The sequence below is a fragment of the Bacillus sp. SJS genome, from assembly GCF_000732485.2.
GTDB lineage: Bacteria > Bacillota > Bacilli > Bacillales > Bacillaceae > Metabacillus_B > Metabacillus_B sediminis.
In genome coordinates this window covers 204,892-226,300 of record NZ_JAQV02000015.1, presented here as the reverse complement: position 1 = coordinate 226,300, position 21,409 = coordinate 204,892, and the positions used below count along the sequence as shown (strand labels likewise).

The 21,409-nt window shown below is 44.9% G+C and carries 20 protein-coding genes; 15 read left to right on the top strand and 5 right to left on the bottom strand.

Going from position 1 to position 21,409, the window contains the following annotated elements; genetic code table 11:
* Positions 1-14 precede the first annotated feature (14 nt).
* The 6 genes from AS29_RS08220 (at position 15) to AS29_RS08195 (ending at position 6,583) form a co-directional block, all read left to right on the top strand.
* Positions 15-1,334, top strand: coding sequence for a nucleotide sugar dehydrogenase (locus AS29_RS08220; protein WP_035404827.1), 1,320 nt, complete (start codon positions 15-17; stop codon positions 1,332-1,334).
* Positions 1,335-1,350: 16 nt separating this feature from the next.
* Positions 1,351-2,082 carry an acyltransferase gene (locus AS29_RS08215; protein ID WP_035404826.1) on the top strand — a complete coding sequence of 244 codons (732 nt, stop codon included), beginning with the start codon at positions 1,351-1,353 and terminating at the stop codon, positions 2,080-2,082.
* Between the two features lies 1 nt (position 2,083).
* A complete protein-coding gene (locus tag AS29_RS08210) occupies positions 2,084-3,520 on the top strand; it encodes an oligosaccharide flippase family protein (RefSeq protein WP_035404825.1) in 1,437 nt (478 codons plus the stop codon).
* Positions 3,517-4,569, top strand: coding sequence for a non-hydrolyzing UDP-N-acetylglucosamine 2-epimerase (gene wecB / locus AS29_RS08205; protein WP_035404823.1), 1,053 nt, complete (start codon positions 3,517-3,519; stop codon positions 4,567-4,569). The genes AS29_RS08210 and wecB overlap by 4 nt, the downstream gene beginning before the upstream one ends.
* A gap of 60 nt (positions 4,570-4,629) precedes the next feature.
* Positions 4,630-6,003 carry an oligosaccharide repeat unit polymerase gene (locus AS29_RS08200; protein ID WP_051860522.1) on the top strand — a complete coding sequence of 458 codons (1,374 nt, stop codon included), beginning with the start codon at positions 4,630-4,632 and terminating at the stop codon, positions 6,001-6,003.
* Positions 6,004-6,121: 118 nt separating this feature from the next.
* Entirely contained in the window at positions 6,122-6,583 is a 462-nt protein-coding gene (locus tag AS29_RS08195) for a hypothetical protein (protein ID WP_156505901.1), read from the top strand.
* A 709-nt stretch (positions 6,584-7,292) separates the two neighbouring features.
* On the opposite strand, the gene AS29_RS08190 is transcribed toward AS29_RS08195, so the two are convergent.
* The 5 genes from AS29_RS08190 to AS29_RS08170 all read right to left on the bottom strand — a co-directional run bounded on the left by AS29_RS08190 (position 7,293) and on the right by AS29_RS08170 (position 13,851).
* Positions 7,293-8,819 carry a SpoIID/LytB domain-containing protein gene (locus tag AS29_RS08190; protein ID WP_035404821.1) on the bottom strand — a complete coding sequence of 509 codons (1,527 nt, stop codon included), beginning with the start codon at positions 8,817-8,819 and terminating at the stop codon, positions 7,293-7,295.
* 4 nt (positions 8,820-8,823) lie between these two features.
* On the bottom strand, positions 8,824-9,456 hold the full coding sequence (locus AS29_RS08185) for an SH3 domain-containing protein (protein ID WP_035404820.1): 633 nt from the start codon (positions 9,454-9,456) through the stop codon (positions 8,824-8,826).
* A gap of 5 nt (positions 9,457-9,461) precedes the next feature.
* Positions 9,462-11,900 (bottom strand): N-acetylmuramoyl-L-alanine amidase, encoded by a 2,439-nt coding sequence (locus AS29_RS08180; protein WP_156505900.1) that lies wholly within the window; start codon positions 11,898-11,900, stop codon positions 9,462-9,464.
* Between the two features lie 269 nt (positions 11,901-12,169).
* Entirely contained in the window at positions 12,170-13,204 is a 1,035-nt protein-coding gene (locus tag AS29_RS08175) for an LCP family protein (RefSeq protein WP_051860521.1), read from the bottom strand.
* A gap of 11 nt (positions 13,205-13,215) precedes the next feature.
* Positions 13,216-13,851, bottom strand: coding sequence for a YigZ family protein (locus AS29_RS08170; RefSeq protein ID WP_035404818.1), 636 nt, complete (start codon positions 13,849-13,851; stop codon positions 13,216-13,218).
* A 180-nt stretch (positions 13,852-14,031) separates the two neighbouring features.
* Between AS29_RS08170 and AS29_RS08165 the strand changes: the two genes are divergently transcribed.
* From AS29_RS08165 to AS29_RS08120, 9 genes are all read left to right on the top strand, one after another.
* Positions 14,032-15,189, top strand: coding sequence for a sensor histidine kinase (locus tag AS29_RS08165; protein ID WP_035404817.1), 1,158 nt, complete (start codon positions 14,032-14,034; stop codon positions 15,187-15,189).
* 191 nt (positions 15,190-15,380) lie between these two features.
* Positions 15,381-16,064, top strand: coding sequence for a response regulator (locus AS29_RS08160; RefSeq protein ID WP_035405052.1), 684 nt, complete (start codon positions 15,381-15,383; stop codon positions 16,062-16,064).
* A gap of 471 nt (positions 16,065-16,535) precedes the next feature.
* The gene (locus tag AS29_RS08150; RefSeq protein ID WP_035405051.1) at positions 16,536-17,378 is read left to right on the top strand and encodes a DegV family protein; all 843 of its coding nucleotides are present in this window, start codon (positions 16,536-16,538) and stop codon (positions 17,376-17,378) included.
* Between the two features lie 199 nt (positions 17,379-17,577).
* Positions 17,578-17,931, top strand: coding sequence for a hypothetical protein (locus AS29_RS08145; RefSeq protein ID WP_156505899.1), 354 nt, complete (start codon positions 17,578-17,580; stop codon positions 17,929-17,931).
* Between the two features lie 132 nt (positions 17,932-18,063).
* Positions 18,064-19,404: a DEAD/DEAH box helicase gene (locus tag AS29_RS08140; protein ID WP_035404811.1), complete on the top strand. Its 1,341-nt coding sequence runs from the start codon at positions 18,064-18,066 to the stop codon at positions 19,402-19,404.
* A complete protein-coding gene (locus AS29_RS08135; protein ID WP_035404810.1) occupies positions 19,401-20,087 on the top strand; it encodes a ComF family protein in 687 nt (228 codons plus the stop codon). The genes AS29_RS08140 and AS29_RS08135 overlap by 4 nt, the downstream gene beginning before the upstream one ends.
* A 57-nt stretch (positions 20,088-20,144) precedes the next feature.
* A complete protein-coding gene (locus tag AS29_RS08130; RefSeq protein ID WP_035404808.1) occupies positions 20,145-20,561 on the top strand; it encodes a TIGR03826 family flagellar region protein in 417 nt (138 codons plus the stop codon).
* Positions 20,562-20,641: 80 nt separating this feature from the next.
* Positions 20,642-20,902 (top strand): flagellar biosynthesis anti-sigma factor FlgM, encoded by a 261-nt coding sequence (gene flgM / locus AS29_RS08125; RefSeq protein WP_035404807.1) that lies wholly within the window; start codon positions 20,642-20,644, stop codon positions 20,900-20,902.
* An 18-nt stretch (positions 20,903-20,920) separates the two neighbouring features.
* Positions 20,921-21,403: a flagellar protein FlgN gene (locus AS29_RS08120; protein ID WP_035404806.1), complete on the top strand. Its 483-nt coding sequence runs from the start codon at positions 20,921-20,923 to the stop codon at positions 21,401-21,403.
* The last annotated feature ends 6 nt before the right edge of the window (positions 21,404-21,409 follow it).

Below are 21,409 nucleotides of genomic sequence, written 5' to 3'. Positions count from 1 at the left end.
GGAGATGAACGACTATGGGAGCTCATATTGATGAGTTGCTTTCGAAAATAGAATCAAAAAATGCAACGATTGGTGTCGTTGGATTAGGTTATGTAGGACTTCCGCTTGCGGTTGAAAAAGCGAAAGCCGGCTATAAAGTAATCGGCTTTGATGTACAGCAATCCCGCGTTGACATGGTAAACGACGGTAACAACTACATCGGCGACGTTGTAAACGAAGACCTGAAGGAAATCATTGCAAACGGTCTTCTTGAAGCGACAACAGACTACTCAAGAATTCAGGATGTAGATGCAGTGGCAATCTGTGTTCCAACACCGCTTGATCACCATCAGCAGCCGGATACTTCTTATGTAGAAAGCTCTTCTAACGCAATTGCAAATTTTGCACATAAAGGAATGCTTGTTGTTCTTGAATCAACAACGTACCCTGGAACAACAGAAGAAATCGTTGTCCCTGCTTTTGAAAATAAAGGCTATGTAATTGGAGAAGATATTTTCGTAGCGTATTCTCCAGAGCGTGTGGATCCGGGTAATAAAGAATTCAAAACGAAAAATACGCCTAAAGTAGTTGGCGGAATTACAGCGAACTGTACGAAAGTGGCTTCTTCCCTTTACCGTCACGTTCTTGAAGGGGAAGTATTTGAAGTTTCCAGTCCGGCGGTTGCTGAAATGGAGAAAATCTTTGAAAACACGTTCCGCCACATCAATATCGCTCTTGCGAATGAAATGGCGATCCTTTGCGAACGTATGGGCATCGATGTATGGGAAGTGATTGATGCAGCAAAAACGAAGCCTTACGGATTTATGGCATTCTATCCGGGACCTGGTCTTGGCGGACACTGTATTCCAATCGATCCATTCTACCTGACTTGGAAAGCACGTGAATATAATTACCACACTCGTCTAATCGAGCTTGCAGGCGAGATCAACAACGCAATGCCTGAGCACGTAGTAGAGCGCAGCATGCGTCTATTGAACAGAGATGGAAAAGCTATGCGCGGTGCAAAAATAACCGTTCTTGGTGTAGCATACAAAAAAGATATCGACGATGTTCGTGAATCTCCAGTTCTTCACATCCTAGACTCCCTATTTGAAGAGGGTGCTGATGTAAGAGTGGTGGATCCATTCGTTACTTCTTTCAAGCTTCGCGGGGGAGTAGTAGAAACGGTTCCAATGACGGAAGGCTTGCTTGAAGAATCTGATCTGGTTCTTCTGACAACAGATCACAGCACATTTGATTATGAAATGATCGGAAAACACAGCCGTTCCCTATTTGACACGCGTAATGCGATGAAACATGTAGAGAACAAGCCTGCTAACTATACAAAACTGTAAGAGGGAGCGTTGTTCGATGAATGTAATCAACAACTCGGTGAAATTGGATGATTCCGTTGTACTTGGCCACTTTAATGTGATTGAGGAAGGCGTTCTGATTGGGAAGAATGTTTCCATTGGAAACCACGTGACCATTTATGCAGGAACGGTTGTTGGAGACGGCGTACGCATTGCTGATGGAGCAGTAATCGGCAAGCAGCCGACTCCGGGGAAAACAAGTACAGTCAAACTAACAAGTGCAATGGCACCGCTTGAACTAGGCGACAATGTGACGATCGGAAGCAACGCAGTTCTTTACGCGGGTGCAAAAATTGGCCATTCCACGCTGGTTGCGGACCTTGCAAGTGTCCGTGAAAATGTAGAAATCGGAGATGAATGCATCGTCGGCCGCGGCGTAACCGTTGAAAACCACGTCAAAATCGGCCGCCGTGTGAAAATTCAATCGAACTCATACATTACCGCTTATACAGAGCTAGAAGACTTTGTCTTCATCGCACCATGCGTAACCACAACGAATGACAACTTCATGGGACGCACAGAAGAGCGCTTTGACAAAATCAAAGGCGCTACCGTTAAAAAAGGAGCCCGCGTAGGCGGTGCCTCCATCATCCTGCCAGGCATCACAGTCGCAGAAGAAACCTTCGTCGCAGCCGGCGCTCTAGTCACCAAAGACACAGAAGCCGAAACCGTCGTCAAAGGACTCCCTGCAAAATTCCTCAGACCGGTAGATAAGAGGGAGCTGCTGTAACTTGCTAAAGCAACTCAAGCGTTTTGGAGGGGATGCCCTCCTTTATGCTTTAATGAATGTTGGGACGAAGCTTATTGCGTTCATAATGACTCCGGTTTACGGCATCATGCTTGGTCGAGCTGAATTTGGAGTATTTGAAACGATTGATTCCTTTACCAATCTGATGACGTTTTTTATTATTTTTGGAACAGACTCTGCCTTGGCTTTTTACTTTTTCGAAAAGAAACATGCTCATCGCAAAATGGATTATGTACGAAATGTACTGCTCTTCCGTTTCTGCGTAGCCCTTGGCTTATTTTTACTGACATTTGTTTTCAGCGGATGGGCCTCTCAACTTGTAGCCGGTTCATCAGGATTTGAAAAGACGGTACAGCTGGCATTTTTAGTTCTCGTTCTAGAAGCGGTTCTTACCCTGCTCCTGACCTATTTTAGATTTGAGTTCTTAACCTGGCGCGTTGTCATCGCCACGGTTGCAAGACTTGGAATGGTCGCACTTTTTTCTTATCTCCTTCTCAAATTTACAGCTCAGGAAATTGACATGATTATGTATGGAAGGCTGATTGCAGCAGGAATTATCATTGTATTTTTCCTTCCGCAGTTTAAAAAGCTGCTTTCCATTAGATTTGATAAAGAGATCATCAAGGAAATTTTGATTTATGCAGCTCCTTTGGTTCCTGCTTCACTGGCGTTCTGGCTGATTGCATCATCAAACCGCTTTTTCCTGATTCATATTGAAGGTAAGGATGCGGCTGGCTTATTCGGGGCGGCATTTAAATTTGCGACAGTCATTACGCTTCTTACAACGGGAGTCCAGATGGCTTGGCGGCCCTACTCTATGTCAATTAAAGACAAACCGGAGGCAAAGAACATCTTTGGGAGTGTTTACGTCATCATTTTTGCCATTGGTATGGTCGGGTTAATGGGGATTGCTACTTTTATTCCGTCTATCTTCCTTGCCGTTTTCCAGGCAAAACCGGAATTTAACCCAGCTAGTGTCTATATCCCTTTACTTAGTCTTGGAGCTTTTTTAAACTTCTACTATTTAATTATCTCAGTAGGGTTATTTATTAAAAAAGAAACTAAGCCCATTTCGCTTCATTTTGGTATAGCTGCTGTTATTAGCATAATACTAAATGTAACGTTAATTCCGGTTTTCTCCTTGTGGGGAGCTGCACTGGCTCTGACAATTTCCTATGCATATGCTACGGTTGCCATCTTCATCAGAAGCCAAAAGACCTACCACGTACCAACACCGGTAGGCAAACTGATTTTCATGTTCATCACAAGCATCCTTTCCATTGCAGCGGTCCAATACATATTGGATTTCTCAGACTTAAGCGTTTGGCTTGTACTTGTGCCTTGGGCATTTTTCTTGCTTACTAACGGCGGAGTTTTACTGACTCTGCGTAAAAAGGGAAGAACGGAGGAAGCAGCTTGAAGGTTGTAACAATTATCGGGGCGAGACCTCAATTTATTAAAGCAGCTCCTGTATCCAGAGAGCTTCGCAAATCCTTTGACGAAATTATTGTCCATACGGGACAGCATTATGATAAAAACATGTCAGACATCTTTTTCGATGAGCTGAATATTCCGAAGCCGGATTATCATCTGAACGTCGGTTCCAGCTCGCACGGAAAACAAACTGGTGAAATGCTAGCGGCAATTGAAGAGGTATTAGTGAAGGAAGAGCCTGCTTACGTTCTTGTTTACGGTGATACGAATTCAACGTTAGCTGGTGCACTTGCGGCATCCAAAATGCATATTCCGGTTATCCATATTGAAGCGGGGCTTCGCTCTTTCAATAAAAAAATGCCGGAGGAAGTAAACCGCATCATGACGGATCACGTATCTGAGTACCTGTTCTGCCCGACAGATACAGCAATTCAAAACCTGAAAAACGAGAATGTTACACATAACGTCTTCAACGTTGGCGATGTGATGTATGACGCCGTTATGTACAATCAAAAGCTTGCAACAGATTCCAAAATCCTTGAACAGCACAGCTTAGAGAGCAAAGGCTATCACCTTGTAACTCTGCACCGTGCAGAGAATACGGACTTCCCGGAGAAAATGCAAAACATTCTGGATGCGTTCAAGCAAATTGATAAGACGCTTGTCTGGCCAATTCACCCTCGTACAAAGCATAAGCTTGAGGGCTACGGCATTAATCTTGAGGACGTACCGAACCTTAAAGTGATTGAGCCGGTTGGGTACCTTGACATGCTTCGTCTTGAAAGCGAAGCAGAGAAAATTCTTACAGACTCAGGCGGAGTGCAGAAGGAAGCTTACTTCCTGCAAATCCCTTGTGTAACACTGCGAGAAGAAACAGAATGGATTGAAACGGTTCAGAACAAAGGAAACATCTTAGTTGGTTCTGACACGGAGAAGATTTTGGAAGCAGTCAATAGCGAGTACACATCCGCTTATGAGCCGGCTTTTGGCGACGGAGACAGTGCAAAGCATTTGGTCGACCACCTCAAGAAGTAAATTTAGAGCGGGCATCGTGGTGCCCGCTTATCTTTTAAACAAAGGAGTTACGGTCGTATTATGGTTTATTTCTTGATTTGGGCTGCGGTACTGGTTCTATCGTTTATCTTGTTTAGAAAAGTATCAGGCTCCATGTCCCTGTTAACCCCAAACTTAATATCCATTACCTTTTATTATTCTCTGCTTGCCTCCACCTTTATAGGCTCTCTGCTGATTGTGCTCAATATTGATGAGCACTATATGATTGAGCTGCTATCCGATGATTATTTCCGCTATCAGGGATTTTTCTTCATCTGCTTCATCATGGTTGCCATGCCGCTCACGATGTTCTTAGTGAGCAAGCTTGCATCCTTTGATGGGCAAAAAGAGTTCAGGAGCTATATGGAGGCCCCTGTCTATCGTGAGGAAAACGGAAACCAGATGTTTTACCTGTATGCGTTTTTCACGATGCTTTCAATGGGAGCGATTGGCTATACGATCCTGAAAATTGACACAATCCCTTTGTTAGAGCTATTGAAGGGTTCTGATAATCTTGCTCAGCTTCGAATTACGGCTTCTCATGACTTTAAAGGCAGCACGGTTATCCGCAATGTCTTTGGAGTTGCGCTGGCACCGATTTTGTCGATGATCACCTTCATTTATTTTATTCAGCGGAAACAGTACCGGTGGTTTTTCTTATTTGCTCTAACAACCGGGGGAGCGCTGTTCCTGTCAGTATACGATTTATCAAAGGCACCGATTTTCTTTTACATGATCATGGTGCTCCTGCTATTGATTTACTTGAAGATCATCAAACTGACCTGGTTCCGTTTAGCTGTACTTGGCGGCCTTGGAGTCGTACTCCTAGTAGTGATGTATGTATTCATTCAAGGGGTAACGGATCCATCGAGCTTCCTATCCTATAACAGGGGACCGATTGGCCGGATTTTATTGTCCCAGGTCGCTCCGTTTTATTTGCACCTTGATTTGTTTACAGACCGCTTGGATCTTTTAAATGGACGAAGCCTTCCTTCATCATTGATCGGACTCTATGATATGGAACAGATACGATCAGCGAGATTAGCAATGGAAGTCTTCTATCCGCAGCGGGTAGAAGAGGGAACGGCAGGAGTGCTGAATACGCTGTTCGCAGCAGAAGCGTATGCAAACTTCGGCTATGCAGGGGTTATCATTGGAACGATTTATGTTGGATTTGTCATTCAGCTTGTCTATATGATCTTTATCCGTCTTCCAAAAAACCCGCTGTTTCTAGCTTTATTCGTTTTCTTTACGGTCAACATTCCGCGGGTCGTCATTGGCGGATTTGCTGATTTCCTTCTGAACACATTATGGGTATCCGTACTGATTATTCTGCTGACCCCATATGTGTTGCTTTTACTATACCGGATGATTTCGAAACACCGAAAAAACAGGCTGGACGAACAGCCATCCTGATTGTAAAGGGACCTTCCATTGGGAGGTCCCTTTACATAATTTTAACAATAGATGACCTAGTTCTTTTGTACCGTCCGCTCTATAATAGAGATATCATATGTTAAAAGGACGGAATCAGATGAAAAAGCAATGGATCCTAAGCGTATGGATAATCCTATCCATCGTTCTCATGGCAGCATGCCAAGACCCCGAAGCCAATGCAAAGGAAGAAATGGCAGCCGCAGCAGAAACAGTTAAAAACGTATATATGGATGCTCAAAATGACGATATGAATAAGTTTTACGAGCATTTCAGCAAATCAGGAATCAGCAAAGATGACATGGAAATCAGCAAAATTATGTTTTCCGACAAAGTGAAACAAGTCGGAGGAATCGAAAAATTCACCTTTACTCCGATTGAAAAAAGCAAGCTCAAGGAAAAAGCAGTCAATATGCTGAAAGAAGAATATAAAGAAGACTGGACCGTCGTGCTTGAAGAATCAAAAATAGGCGGAAACTACTTTTGGATTCTTCAAAAGCATGGAGACCGGTACTATGTCATAAACGGAGACGAGTCTCCGAAAGAGGATATTCTTAAATAGTGGAGTGAGAATCCCTGCGGGTGCGCGGGGGTTTTTTTGTTTTGGAGGGGGGGAGGTGGTTTGGCTTTGTAATAGTGGTGGAAAGTGCTGGTCTTGGTGCCAGTCCCGCTGTGCTTTAAAGCAAGTGGGGAAGGAGGGCGAGACCTCTGAGCCCTTGAGCTGCAAGGGCTTGTGGGTGATGGTGCCGGAGCTTTAGTCTGGCAGTAAGCAGCGGGTCAGGCACGGTGCCAGTCCCGCGATGCTTCACCGCAATTGGGGACAGAGGCATGGAACTGTAATGCCTTATGTACCAAGGGTTTAGAAAGAAGGTGCCGGAGCTTTAGTTCGTTAATAGAGCGCGGGTCAGGCGCCGTGCTGGTTTTTTGAAAAGAGGATACCTTTGATTGCACTGACCCCCAACATGGTAACGCAGCGGGGGAAAGAGCAAGAACCGCCACAAGTGCTGGGGGGCAAGGCCTGGTGAGAAGCGGGGACGGAGGTTTAGTGCTTTAGCGAAACGGGGGTCAGTGCATTGCACTGACCCTCATCATGGTAACGCAGTGGGGGAAAGAGCAAGAACCGCCACAAGTGCTGGGGGGCAAGGCCTGGTGAGAAGCGGGGACGGAGGTTTCGTGCTTTAGCGAAACGGGGGTCAGTGCAAACCCCCAGCCCCACCACAAACCCAAACAAAAAAACAGCCCCAAATACCAGGGCTGTCCACACATACCTCTTATTTCCCCACTACCGTACCAGGAAAGTAATGCTGCACGATTGCTTCTGCTTTGTAACCCTTTTGGGCAAAGCCGTTGGCGCCGTATTGGCTCATGCCGATGCGGTGTCCCCAGCCTTTGCCGTTGATGGTAATTGTTGCAGGATCGGATTCTTGCGTGACTTCACCGGAAGCCGTTTGGATGCTCACCTGTGCTCCCTGAACTGTGGATGTTGTTCCATCCGCTGCCATGACGGTGCTCCCTGCTACGGAAAATTGCTCCTGTACGGCGGAGCCGGTGCCTTTTACTGTATATGATTTAACAGGGTTCATAGTGAACCAGTTAGATCGGAGCTGGTTGTAATATTTGGCCACTGGGAAAAGCGACCTGATCTCGCCTTCTTTTCCGCTGATAGTTTTGCTTCCGGCAGATGTCGTAACCGTCACCTTGCCGATTTCTCCATTTTGGCCCGTTGGTATGGCTTTAATATCATACAGAACGGTTGTATCCGGATTGAAGCCGAATTTCCCTAAAATGGTTGAGGAGCGGAAGGTGTCCGTCCAGCTGCTGTGGATGGATGATTCATATGGATCTGCTACACTTTTTAAATATGGGAAGGTGGTTTGACTGGATCCCCAGACGTCCCATGCATTGGCCGTTTGTCCGCCGCTTGTCGAATAGAAGAACGTTTGCACGGGCTTGCCATTATGCTTCGCCATGACACCGGCTGTTGCGGTGACAGCTGCGTTTGAGCGTGGATCCTCTTTTGTGTAGCCATTATAGACCTGGCTTTTCGCCGTATTGGAGAGTCCCATACTGTTAACGGCATAGCTTCGTGCTACGATAGCCTGGGCCTTAAGGGCTTCAGGATGCCAGCTTGCCGGCATTTCATTCGGAACAACGCCTTTCAGATAATCTTCAAGGCTTAAAAGGTTGTAGAGTGCTGCCAAATTGCCGTCCGCTTTTGCTTCAAAGCTTCCCCGGTATTGCAGGGTGCTGTATTTGAATAAGGATAAGCTTAGCGGGCTAGACTCAACAATCGATGTATTGGATGAAACCCATCCTTGTTTGCCGTCTGGCAGCTTTACATTGAACCATTTTACTCCTGAGCTGTCGGTTTCAGAAAGGTATTCTGCCGCCTCAACCTTTTTCATTGTGCGAAGGGAGGCGAAACTGTCGCCAGCTCCCGTCCGCACTTCTGTAGGACTTGTAAATTTCACATATTTTTCAGGAGGGTTCGCAATCTCTGAAATTCTAAACCCTGCACCGGCTGAATAGGAGTCCGACCCTGCAGTAAGCTTAGCGGTTCCGCTGCTCGCAGAAAGGGTCACATTTGCAGATGGAACGAGAAGTGTTTTTTCTCTTGAGGTCAGGTTTTCCATTTCAAAAAGTCCGTTGAGCTGAACTTGAAGAGCTGGGGCTTTCTTAAGCTGAACTTTTGTTTCATTTGCATACGTTTGTTTTTCATAGGCTTGGCCGGCCGGGCTAAATCCGAAGAGGAGGGCTGCTGACAGCAGCGCCCCTCCAACAAGAGTTTTCGTATTCATGGCGTTATTTCACCTCGCCGGATTGCTGCTTGACCCATCCTTTAGTTCCGTTTGAAAGCTGAACGTTGATCCAGACTTCTTTTGTGGAGCGGTTTTTAAAGGCGTTCACATACTTAAGGGTTTGTCCTTCAGAAACCGAACCTACTTTTTTGTAGCCTGTAACAGATGCTCCGCTATATACAGCTCCTGGAGTTTTGACAATAAAGGAAGCTGGTTTGGCAACAGGAGCGGTACTGACTTCAGAAGCAGGGATCCATCCGGTATTGCCAGTACTGTATTCCACTCTGTAATACTTTCCGTCCTCAGAAGTGATTTCTTGAGAAACGTTTAGAATCTGTGAAACTGGAATACTAGCGAGTACTCTGTAATGCTCCATCGCACCGGAGTGGACGTCAGCGATTACAGCTTTTACATACACTTTTGAAGGCAATGCAGGATTTGTATTCATTTGCTTTAGAGTTTGAACTTCTCTTTCAAGGCTCGCAACCCGGTTATTAATCGGTGTCAGCTGAGATGTGACCCACTCTACACTTGCCAGTACAAGATTGCTGCTTGCTTGTGAGGTGGCAAGGGGAGTAAAAATACTCCCTGCAATGATTCCTGCGCCAAAAATTAAGGCAATTTTCATTTTTTTCATCGGGATCAGTTGCCTCCATTAAAGTAGTCTTCAATTCCGTTGTAGATGCCTTGTGCAGCTTTTCTTCTCACCGCGTCAGACCGAAGCATCGTTTCTTCAGTTGGATTGGAGATGAAAGCGAGCTCCACTAAAGCACTTGGCACTTCATTCTCTCTAATAACAACGAAGCCTGCTTCTTTAACTCCCCGGTTGGTTGTATTGATTTGATTTACCAATTCTCTTTGAATGTTCGTAGAGAGTGTTTTGCTCTTTTGGCCATTCGGATTGGTGGCAACGTTAAAATAGGTTTCTGTACCTTTTGCACTGCGGTTTACGTTGGCATTGGCATGAATACTCAGAAAAATATCTGAACTTGAGTTATTGGAAAGCTCCGCACGATCATCCAGAGAAGGATAAATGTCTGATGTTCTCGTGTAAATGACATTCGCTCCATTTGCTTTCAGAATATCGCCCAAATATCTTGTGACAGCAAGCGTCACATCTTTCTCGTACAGCTTGGTAGGACCTACTGCACCGGAATCGCTCCCGCCATGACCCGCATCAAGGACAATCGTTTTCCCGGCTACCCCAATTTCATGGATCAGAAGCTGAAAACGGTCCTTTTTATCATGAACGGTAATGGAATAGCCTGGTTTAGGCGTTACTTTGATCGCGCCATCAACCTGGGTGATGGTAACTCCTTCTACATTTGTATCGGGAACCCTTAGTGCAAGTCCTTTTGTACTGATGTAAGCAGTACGATCTGAAAGGAAGTCAAAGTTAACCTTTACCGATTTCGATTTTAGCCAAGACAGTTCTGTGCTTTTGCCTATCGTTGTTACCCGGGGAACGAGGACATTTGCGGGCGGTGTCGCAACTGTGCTTGCAGCCGGAATCCATCCGCGCACTCCTTTGGACGTCTCAACGTTGTACCAGCCGTTCAATTCCCGAAGAAGGACGAGTGAGTCGGCTGTGTGAACGGAAGCTACTGCTTTTTGGGAGGAAGATGCTGACCACCGCACGCTGTCGGAAGCCTTCGCATAAACAAAGGTCCGGTCGGTGAGAGATTTATAGACTTCCCATTGCGGTATCCAGCCTTTTTTTCCGCTGGAAGTTTGGATGTTCAGCCATGTTTCCCCGTTGCCGTTTATTATTTGCGACAGAAGGGTAACTTTAGTTCCATATGCAGGTTTTTCAGTCACAGCATACCTGAATTCTGCGCCTCTTCTTAATTCTGATTTGTATGTACCGATGTACATGCTTGTATTAAGATATACGGCTTTCTCAGTTAAAAGGGAGGCGGAAACCCAACCGTAGGTGCTGCTGCCGAGCTGGACTCTGTACCATTTTTCACCGCTTTTGTTAGTGAATTGATCCACCACTTTTATTGCGGTTCCCTTTGTTAAAGCACTGAGCTTTCGGTAATCGGTTGACGCACCAGAGCGGACATTGGCTTCTGTCACCTGTACATAAAAGGTGCCGTTAATGGTCTGAGATGTGGAGGTATGTGCGCTGTTTACCCAGCCATATTTTCCGGTCTGATATTCAACCTGGTACCATTTTTCATTTGCTTTGTTTGTAAATTCACTCTTAATCTCTAATTCTTCATTCATAGGAGTCTCGTAAACTTTACGCTCAGCAGAATCGGCTGAACGGTGAATGCTCGTAGGGTTCAGTTTTGCATAAACCGTTTTTTGAATGGCAGCGGGTGCAGCTTTGTAAGAGTAAGTAAGTGTTTGGGCTTTCGTCCAGCCTTTCGTACCGTTGGAAAGCTCCACTCCGTAATAAGGCTCGGAGGCTGAGTTAATAAAGAAATCCGTAATTTTTATGGATTCATTTTGCTTTAAGGTTTGCAGCAGTCTGTAATTGGGAGCAGCTCCGCTTCTTACTTCCTGATTTTTGCTTGTATTGTAAGCGGTAAAGGCTTCCGGTTTAAACTTGATTTGATCGGAATGGATCCATCCTGACCAGTCAGCGGTTTTTACTTGATACCAAATTTCCTGCTCCTTATTTACAAAACTGCTTGAGATTTCAACCATCGTATTTTTTCCCGGTTCGGCAGACACAGTTGATGAGCTTTCTGCACTGCGGTGAACCGCTGCTTCGTCACTTGCGATGAATGCGAAAGGTACAGGGTTATCAAGTTCTTTAATCTGGGATTCCATTACCCAGCCGGTCGTTCCTTCATGATTGATTTGAAGCCATGTTTCATTCGCTTTATTTGTGAACTCATTTAAAACAGCTACAGATTCAGATGAAGAGATGGTCTTAGTAATCTTGTAATCTTTTTCTGCACCTCGATGAATACTGGTGCTTCCAGAAACTGTTACTCCTGTATAAGGATATTCAGCTGCAGATGCAGTACCTGGCTGAATAGGCATAGTAGCCAAAACGCTAAGACAGACGAACGAACGAACCAATTTATTACGTTTGATTGGTATTCCCTCCCATGAGTATTTTCCCAAAAAAATAGCCTCTGAATTGGTATCAGAGGCTATTTTTGTCTTTATTTTAACAAAAAGGTCATACTATGTCTGTATAAATTCGCACATTTTTACAAATTGTTAAAGTTTTTGTCTTTATTTGTTAAGAAATTTACCTTATAATTTAATGTTTTAATTTTTATAGAATAATAAGGAAAAAACAAGAGTAAAAAGAACTTGTCGGTATAAGGGTCTAAATAACTATTATGCTGAAATAGAAAGGGCCTCCTAAAAATGGAGGCCATGGGTCTTTAGTTTCCGCTATCCAAATCTTCTTCCGCAAGAGGATTTTCGTTTTGCTCTTCAAGGATGCTAACCTTTTTGTGTTCTAAATGCGCCTGGAGTTCTTCTTTAACGAGATCCAATTTTTCTTCAATTGGCTTGTAGTAATAGCCGCTGTCTAAGTTTAAATCTTCGCCTTCAATCTTCAGCTGATCAATCTTATCGGTTTTAAATCCGCTGTAGGATTGCTGGAAGCCCATCGCTTCTGAAATGCGAAGATTTGTCTCAACATTTTCTGAAATCTGATTCGCGATGTCATCCACCTTCAAAATATTTTGAGGAGTGGTTGCTTTCTTAATGATGGCGGTAATGATTTCTTTTTGTCTGTCATTCCGTCCAAAGTCTCCGCGCGGATCGCGTTTTCTCATTCTTGCATAGGCAAGGGCTTCTTCTCCATCAAGAGTTTGCTTACCCTCTTTAAAGTAGATGCGCTTGTTTGTTACATCACTTTTTTCATAAAAATCAAATGGAACGTTCACTTCTACGCCGCCAAGCTCATCAATGACCTTTTTAAAGGCTTTGAAGTTTACCGTTGCATAATAGTCAATTGGAATATCGAGGAAATCTTCAACTGTCTGGACCGTTAACTCTTTTCCTCCATATGAATAAGCATGAGTGATTTTCGTTTCGCCGTGACCTTCTACATCAACGAGTGTATCACGGGGAATACTCAGCATTTTCATCGATTTTTCCTTAGGATTCAGCGTCATGACGATCAGTGTATCGCTTCGTCCGCCTTCTCCGCCGGTTGAGTAATCTTCAACACCCATTATTAGAATGGAAACAGGATCTTTAGCAAGCTCAACCGCTTGTTCCCTTAATGCGGATTTATCTCCCCGTTCAAGGCTTTCGTAAGATCTGTCCGCTGCCTGCCATGCTGATACGAACATGAAGGCGAGGTATCCGCCGACAAGTAACAGCAGGAGCAGTAAAAAAAACATAATTCGTTTAAAAACCGATTTTTTCTTTTTCTTCTTTCTGACTACGCGTCTGTATTCTGCCATACCATACTCTCCTAACTAACCTCTTCTTCCAAATACGTGACATCTCCTTGCGTGATTTCGCTTTGGCCGTTTGTCAATTCTGTCATCCACTTGGTGAAGGTATCCGTTTGATCTGAAGCAACAAAAGTCTCTATCTCTACATCGTTCAAATAATGTATTTCTTTAATGAGGTATTCTGAGGACCGAAGCTCGTTTTCAAGCTTCCCAAGCCATGTATAGTCGATTTTAGTATGCATAATTTTCATTAATTTACGCTCTACTATACCTGTATGGTTTAATCCTTCTGAAACTGCCTGGCCATATGCGCGAATCAAGCCGCCTGCACCGAGCTTGATGCCGCCAAAATATCTGGTCACAACAGCAGCTGTATCTTTAAGACCGCGTTTCTTCAGTACTTCAAGCATCGGAACTCCAGCTGTTCCGCTTGGCTCTCCATCATCGTTCGCCTTTTGGATTTCATCTCTTTCCCCTATTAAATAGGCCGAACAATTATGATTGGCATGGTGATGCTTTTTCTTGATTTCCTGAATAAACGCCTGAGCGTCTTCTTCTGTTTCAACACGCTTAATATGGCAGATAAATCGGGATTTTTGGATGGTTATCTCATGCTCTCCGCTGCCTTTTGCTGTATAATAAATAGAAAGCATGTTTGTACACCTCCTGGCTTACACGGAAAAAATCCGGTATGCTTGTTCCATCAGATTTTTCTGCCAATTGCGAGCGTTTTTTTACGCTTGCATTATTCCATTATATAGCGGCACATATATGACTTCAATCACAATCTCATAACATAATCATGACATTTACAGCAATGGAGGTAATTTCTGGTGAATACCAAAAAGCTGGACAGCGTAGTCCTGGATGAAATTCTCAATAAGATGATCTCCACAGTGGACGGAAGCAAAGGGGAAATCTTTGCAATCGGCGAGCAGTCGCGTACTCAATATGAGTCGCTTGTTGAAGAGCTGACACTCATTAAAACACAGGTAAATGATGTGATTGATGCGGGGGACAAGCTTGAGATCCAGGCAAGGCATGCAAGAAAACGGCTGTCAGAAGTAAGCAAAAATTTCAATCGGTTTACAGAAAATGAAATTCGGGAAGCGTATGAGAGAGCTCATGCCCTGCAGGTTGAACTGACGACGATGCAGCACCGTGAAAAACAGCTTCGCGACCGCCGGGACGAGCTGGAGAGAAGATTGCTCGGACTGCAGGAGATCATCGAACGGTCTGAAGCGCTTGTCACTCAAATTGGGGTTGTCCTTAATTACTTAAGCCAGGATCTGCGCCAGGTAGGGATGCTGCTTGAGGATGCCCAGGCGAAACAGGATTTCGGGCTGCGGATCATCGAAGCACAAGAGGAAGAACGCAAACGGGTATCGCGTGAAATCCATGATGGGCCTGCGCAAATGCTCGCAAATGTCATGATGCGCTCTGAATTGCTAGAACGCATATTCAGGGATCGGGGTACCGAAGAAGGATTCAAGGAAATCCGCAATCTTCGTCAAAATGTCCGCAATGCTCTCTATGAGGTAAGAAGAATTATTTACGACCTAAGGCCTATGGCACTGGATGATCTTGGGTTAATTCCAACGTTAAGAAAATACTTACATACGATTGAAGAATACAACGGAAAAACAAAAATGCTTTTTCAAAGCTTTGGCGAAGCGGAGGAGAGAAGACTTCCGCCGCGATTTGAAGTGGCGCTTTTCCGGCTGGCGCAGGAAGCCGTCACCAATGCTTTAAAGCATGCCCAGGCGAAAGAAATCTCGGTTAAAGTCGAGGTTACCAAGGAATACGTTAACCTGCTGATCAAGGATGACGGAAGCGGCTTTGACTTCAGTGAGCTGAAGGAGAAAAAGAATAAATCTTTCGGCCTTGTCGGAATGAAGGAACGGGTCGAACTGCTTGACGGCAAGATGGACATTGAGTCGAAAATTGGTGGAGGAACGACCATTATGATTAAAGTTCCTTCCATATTTTAGATGTTTCATTTGCAAGCATCCTGCTCTACCATTGAATTAGGAAAGAAATTAGAAAAACGTTAAGCAAAAAGTCATGACCTTGCGGGATTCCTTCGCTGCGGCAAAGCGGAAAACTAGCGACAAAAGGCTCATTGACGGTAGGTATGAGGATTGGACTAGAATGAAGTGAGTTGGGAGGCGTATTATTGACCATGAAAACTAGAATTGTAATTATTGATGATCATCAGTTATTCAGAGAAGGCGTTAAACGAATTCTTGATTTCGAACCAAGCTTTGAAGTAGTAGCAGAAGGTGACGACGGCGATGAGGCAATGCGTATCGTAGACGAGCATAAGCCGGACGTTGTCATTATGGATATAAATATGCCGAACGTAAACGGAGTGGAAGCGACAAAGCAGCTCGTTGAAGCCAACCAGGAAACGAAGGTAATCATTCTATCCATCCATGATGATGAAAACTATGTAACCCGTGCGCTTAAAACTGGTGCTCGCGGCTACCTTCTAAAAGAAATGGATGCGGACACACTAATCGAAGCAGTCAAAGTCGTTGCTGACGGCGGATCATACCTGCATCCAAAAGTAACGCACAATCTTGTAAACGAATTCCGCAGACTGGCTACAACAGGTGCAGGCGGCAGCGGGCAGCAGCTACAACCTGAAATCCGCAGACCGCTTCATATCCTGACTCGACGCGAGTGCGAGGTTCTTCAAATGCTTGCAGACGGTAAAAGCAATCGTGGAATTGGTGAAGCTCTATTCATCAGTGAAAAAACCGTTAAGAATCACGTATCCAATATCCTTCAAAAAATGAACGTAAACGACCGTACACAAGCGGTAGTTGTAGCGATCAAAAACGGCTGGGTAGAAGTACGCTAAGGTAAGCCATTATAGAATTTATACTGGAAAGCTGAAACCTGACGGACGAGGGTCCTAATGGGGTTCAGCTTTTTTTGTGTATTTTTGCGGTGCGGTTGCGGTGGGTTGGGGTGGAACTGCGCGCGTGGGGGCGGCGGGATGGAGCATGGCTGGGGCGAAAAAAGTCGGTGTTTGTCGACTAGTCGCTATTCGACAGGCTGGTGTTGATAATCGACAAATTCTCGTTGCTATCCGACAAATTCCCGCTGATAAACGACATTAACCCGTTGCTATTCGACAATCCCGCGCTTCTAAATCCGCTTTCGATCCACAAATAGAAAATCAACCACCCAAGAATTAAGTCCCATTTCCGTTCCCTTCCAAAATTAAATGAAACATTTAATGAAATTTTACGTAAAGTTCTATAGAATAGAGAGTAATCCATTTGAACTCATTTATTTAAATACGTTATAAGGAAGGTTTCTTTTGACGATGAAAACGGCAATTTTAACCGATAGTACAGCTTACATACCTAAGGAGCTGCTGAAAGAGCTGGATATTCATCTTATTCCGCTCAGCGTTATTTTTGGCAGCGAGACATATCAGGAGGAGCTGGAACTGACTGCAGAGGCTTTTTACACAGAGGTAAAATCCCGTAACCAGCTTCCGACCACTTCTCAGCCTCCAGTCGGGAAATTCCTCGACCTTTTCGAAGAGTTTTCCAAGCAATACGACGCGGTCATTTGTATTCACTTATCCTCCGGAATCAGCGGAACCTACAACGGCTCCATTACAGCTGGAAGCATGACTGAAAAAATCCGTGTTTTTTCTTTCGACTCTGAAATCAGCTGCATGGTTCAGGGATTCTACGTCATCGAAGCAGCAGAAATGGCGCGTGATGGCAAAGATCCGGAAGAGATCATGAAGCGGCTTGAAGAAATGAAAAAAAGCGTCCGCGCCTACTTCATGGTGGACGACCTTTCCAACCTTCAGCGCGGAGGCCGCTTAAATGGCGCTCAGGCATTGATTGGAAGTCTTTTGCAAGTTAAACCGCTGCTTCACTTTGAAAATAAAGTGATTGTACCGTACGAAAAAATCCGTACCCGGAAAAGAGCGGTCAACCGGATCTATGAGCTTTTTGAAGAGGACGCAAAGCTTGGTCTTCCGATGAGAGCGGCAGTGATTCACGCCAATCGCCCGGACGAAGCACAGACCATGAAGGCAGAGCTTGAAGCGAAATACCCGCACGTCAAGTTTTACCTCAGCTACTTTGGTGCTGTAATCGGAACCCATTTAGGGGAAGGTGCACTGGGGCTCGGATGGTATATGGAATAAGGAAAACAATCAGTCTTTTTTGGCTGGTTGTTTTTTTATTGATCGGGGTATATAGAAATAAATGTAAAATTGATTGGAGGCTGCTGGATTGAAAACCTTCTTCGGAATATGTTTGCTTCTTTTCATGATAACTAGCCACTCTACAGTATTTGCGGTTTCATCTATTTGGATGGGGGAGGAAGAAGCAGGAGGGTACCATGTGAAAATAATGAAAGAAAAGGAGACCGTGTTTTGGACGATCGGGCATAAGGGAGATACTCGGAGGATAAAAGAAAGCAAGGAGAATCTTATTGATTTGCAAAACTTCCGTGATGCAATCCAAGAAATCGGGCTCTCCCGTTTAGGTATTGGTCTTTACTCGTTTAACCTTGTGCTGTTCATAGGAGCAGCTGTAATCCTTTACAAAAAGGCCAGACAAATGTTCCTCGCAGCAATAATCCTCCTTTCGATTATGGCTATTATCCCGCTCTCAAGGTTAACAGGCTCTATTATTGAACTTCAGCATGCTTATAAGGATGCGCACTATTCTTTTCTGATTTTATCAAAAGAGTAAATGAGCTTGAAAAAATAAGAATTAATGAAGAAAGAGACCGATATAGTAAATTTTCAATTGGAATTTTATCCTTTTCCAGCTTAGACAGTCTAATAATCCTTCTTCATAATAGACTCAAAAAGGAGTCCGTCTATGCTTACTGATATAAAGCACCACCTCTCAGGCCGCCACCTCCTGGCCTCTGAAATTCCATTCCCCTTAGAAATGCTCGAAAGCGAAGATATTCAAAAAGAGAAAGGTGTAACAGGAACAAACGGAAAATTCCAATGCACGCGCTGCCTCAATAAACAGCGCCACCTATTCGCTGCCTTCCAGTGCGCCAAATGCGGCAAGCTCTGCACCTATTGCCGGTCCTGCATCATGATGGGGCGGGTGAGTGAGTGTGAAACGCTTTATAGCTGGGTGGGGGACACTCCGGTAACCCAATCTTCCTCAGGTCTAGACTGGACCGGCACGCTTTCTCCTCTTCAAAGTCATGCATCTGATCGGATTAAGCATGCAATGGGGAATCAGTCAGAGCTTCTCGTCTGGGCTGTGTGCGGAGCGGGGAAAACTGAAATTTTGTTTCAAGGCATTGAAGAAGCACTAAAGCAGAATAAGCGTGTCTGCCTCGCCACACCGAGAACGGATGTGGTACTTGAGCTGTATCCGCGTTTCCAACAGGCCTTTCCAAACGCCGATGCCGCTGCTTTATACGGCGGAAGTGGGGACCGCTACAAATCCTCCAGTCTCGTTCTATCCACGGCCCATCAGCTTTTCCGGTTTAAACAAACGTTTGATTGCATCATTATTGACGAGGTCGACGCGTTTCCGTTCTCAGCTGATCAAACGCTGCAGGAAGCGGTTCAGAAAGCTAGGAAACCGGAGAGCTCCCTCATTTTCCTCACCGCCACCCCTTCTAAAGAAATGCAAAAAAGAGCTCTTTCAAACAAGCTTCCCTCGGTTCGAATCCCCGGACGCTATCATGGGCATCCGCTTCCCATACCGCGCTTTCAGTGGATTGGCAGCTATAAAGGGCGTCTTCAGCGGAAGAAGCTTCCTAAGCCCCTCCTAAAATGGATTCAGGAGCATCTTGAAGAAGAAAAGCCAGCTTTTCTTTTTGTTCCCAACATCCCGGCCCTTCATCATGTCACAGCCATTCTGCAGAATATCCATCCTTCAATAGAAGGAGTCCATTCGGAAGATCCAGATAGAAAAGAAAAAGTGCAGCGTTTCCGGGACAGGATTTCTCCACTGATTGTGACGACCACCATTCTGGAGCGGGGAGTGACGGTTCCAGATTCCGATGTGGCTGTATTTGGAGCGGAGGAGGATATTTTTACGGAAAGCGCTCTTGTTCAAATTGCCGGCAGGGTGGGACGCCATCAGGATTACCCAGCGGGGGACGTCGTGTTTTTTCACTACGGCAAAACGAATGCGATGATTCAGGCGAGACTGCATATTAAAAAGATGAACCGGGAGGCTTTTCGATGACCTGGTGTATTCTTTGCCACAATAAAATGAAGGAGCAGGTCACGTGGGGAATCCTGCTTGGTACGGATCCGGATACGTTGGCCTGCGTGCCATGTATCGAAAAATTAACAAAAATTTATGGCCCAAGATGCACCAAATGCAGCAGGCCGATGGAAAACGCGTCACTCTGTCCGGATTGTTTCCGCTGGAACGAGAGCTCGGAGTATAAAGACGTGTTCACTCAGAACCATTCCATCTATTCCTACACAGAGTCCGTAAAAGAAGTCATGAATCTATTCAAATTCCGGGGAGATGCGGAACTCATCCGTTTGTTTGAACAGGATATCCGGGCTGCTGCGAAGAGCATTCCCCGAAAAACGATTTTAGTTCCCATCCCGTTGTCATCTGAACGCCTGATGGAAAGAGGGTTTAATCAGGCTGAGCTGATCGCACGTATTACCCGACGCAAGATTCTGCATCCGTTAGAAAGAATTGCTTCAGAAAAACAGTCCAAAAAATCCAGAAAAGAGCGCCTTTCCGGAGGGCCATTGTTTAGAAGTAATCCTGAGATAAATTTACAGGGTCTATCCATTATGATTGTTGACGATATCTACACAACGGGCAATACCATCTACCAGGCAGCAAGGCTTCTAAAGGAAGCAGGAGCAAAAAACGTCTCGTCGCTTACTTTAATCAGAGGCTAAAGGTTTTGCCCCTTCAGCCGATATTAGAAATAGAGTAAGATAAGAGGAGATACCTTGATGAATGAACTAGCGAATTGTCCGAAATGCAATGCTCTCTTTGTTCAGACACAATTCCGCACCGTATGCGCGGATTGCTATAAAATAGAAGAAAAACAATTTGAAACAGTTTACAGTTTTTTAAGAAAGCGTGAAAACCGCAAAGCGAGGATAGAGGAAGTCGTGAGTGGGACGGGAGTGGCTGAAGAGCTAATCCTAAAGTTTATCCGGCTTGGAAGACTGCAGCTTTCTAATTTTCCGAACCTAGGTTATCCATGTGAAAAATGCGGAAATATGATACGGGAAGGGAAACTATGTTCTTCCTGTACTAAAGGCCTGTACGACCAGCTTGCTCAACTCCAACGTGAGGAGGAGCATCAGCGTCTAATGGCCCATGAGGAGAAAAAAACCTACTACTCCATTTCTCCCAAAAAGTAAAAAGGCTATTAAAGAGCGGGGAAAGCCGACGATAAGAACGGTAAATAAGCCCGTTAACTCTGGCAGATGGAGGCGTTAAGATGAAAATCAATAACTACGGCGTGAACGGAATCAATCCTTATAAAAAAAATGCAGAGCAAATTATGAAGCAGGAAGCGGTTCAGCAAAAACAAGATAAAATCGAAATTTCAAGTGCTGCGAAACAGCTTCAGTCTACAAATAAAATGGCAGAAGCGCGCCAGGAGAAAATCGATCAGCTGAAAGTACAAATCGAGAATGGTACGTATGAAGTGAACCCAAGTGAAATCGCCCGCAAGTTCGCGGATTTTTATAAACAGTAATTTAGAGGAGGAACCGCCATGCAGGCTGGCAAGCTCATACTTACATTAGACAGGCTCCTTGAGCTGCATCTGGATTTATACCAGACTGCTTTGAAAAAAACAGATCAGCTGAAGCACAATCAGACGGACGAGCTAAAGCAAGTATTGCAGCATGAACAGGTTCTTGTGCAGTCCATTAAACAGACGGAGACTGAGCGAATCACTCAAGCCTCTATGTTTCTCGGACGACATACGGATTTGACCCTCACTGCATGCGCGGAAAAAGCGGAGGGTGCTGAAAAGACGCGCCTCGCTGAATTAAAGGAAGAGTTTAAAGAGGTCATGGACAAACTGAAGGCTGCCAACCAGCTGAATCAGCAAATGACTCAAAGTGCGCTGCAGTTTGTCACCATGTCACTCGATATGCTGATGCCAAGAGAGCAGACGCCCAACTACCAGCGGCCTGATACAATGAGAAAAATCGAACCGAATCGAAGATCCCTCTTTGATTCGAAAGCTTAAATCTGG

What these genes read in the sequence shown, in the direction of transcription:
- AS29_RS08135 (WP_035404810.1), top strand. Translation starts at nt 19,401, where the DNA reads ATGACCTGGTGTATTCTTTGCCACAATAAAATGAAGGAGCAGGTCACG.
- AS29_RS08195 (WP_156505901.1), top strand. Translation starts at nt 6,122, where the DNA reads ATGAAAAAGCAATGGATCCTAAGCGTATGGATAATCCTATCCATCGTT.
- AS29_RS08175 (WP_051860521.1), bottom strand. Translation starts at nt 13,204, where the DNA reads ATGGCAGAATACAGACGCGTAGTCAGAAAGAAGAAAAAGAAAAAATCG.
- AS29_RS08215 (WP_035404826.1), top strand. Translation starts at nt 1,351, where the DNA reads ATGAATGTAATCAACAACTCGGTGAAATTGGATGATTCCGTTGTACTT.
- AS29_RS08120 (WP_035404806.1), top strand. Translation starts at nt 20,921, where the DNA reads ATGCAGGCTGGCAAGCTCATACTTACATTAGACAGGCTCCTTGAGCTG.
- AS29_RS08140 (WP_035404811.1), top strand. Translation starts at nt 18,064, where the DNA reads ATGCTTACTGATATAAAGCACCACCTCTCAGGCCGCCACCTCCTGGCC.
- AS29_RS08200 (WP_051860522.1), top strand. Translation starts at nt 4,630, where the DNA reads ATGGTTTATTTCTTGATTTGGGCTGCGGTACTGGTTCTATCGTTTATC.
- AS29_RS08160 (WP_035405052.1), top strand. Translation starts at nt 15,381, where the DNA reads ATGAAAACTAGAATTGTAATTATTGATGATCATCAGTTATTCAGAGAA.
- AS29_RS08150 (WP_035405051.1), top strand. Translation starts at nt 16,536, where the DNA reads ATGAAAACGGCAATTTTAACCGATAGTACAGCTTACATACCTAAGGAG.
- AS29_RS08185 (WP_035404820.1), bottom strand. Translation starts at nt 9,456, where the DNA reads ATGAAAAAAATGAAAATTGCCTTAATTTTTGGCGCAGGAATCATTGCA.
- AS29_RS08130 (WP_035404808.1), top strand. Translation starts at nt 20,145, where the DNA reads ATGAATGAACTAGCGAATTGTCCGAAATGCAATGCTCTCTTTGTTCAG.
- AS29_RS08170 (WP_035404818.1), bottom strand. Translation starts at nt 13,851, where the DNA reads ATGCTTTCTATTTATTATACAGCAAAAGGCAGCGGAGAGCATGAGATA.
- AS29_RS08190 (WP_035404821.1), bottom strand. Translation starts at nt 8,819, where the DNA reads ATGAATACGAAAACTCTTGTTGGAGGGGCGCTGCTGTCAGCAGCCCTC.
- flgM (WP_035404807.1), top strand. Translation starts at nt 20,642, where the DNA reads ATGAAAATCAATAACTACGGCGTGAACGGAATCAATCCTTATAAAAAA.
- AS29_RS08220 (WP_035404827.1), top strand. Translation starts at nt 15, where the DNA reads ATGGGAGCTCATATTGATGAGTTGCTTTCGAAAATAGAATCAAAAAAT.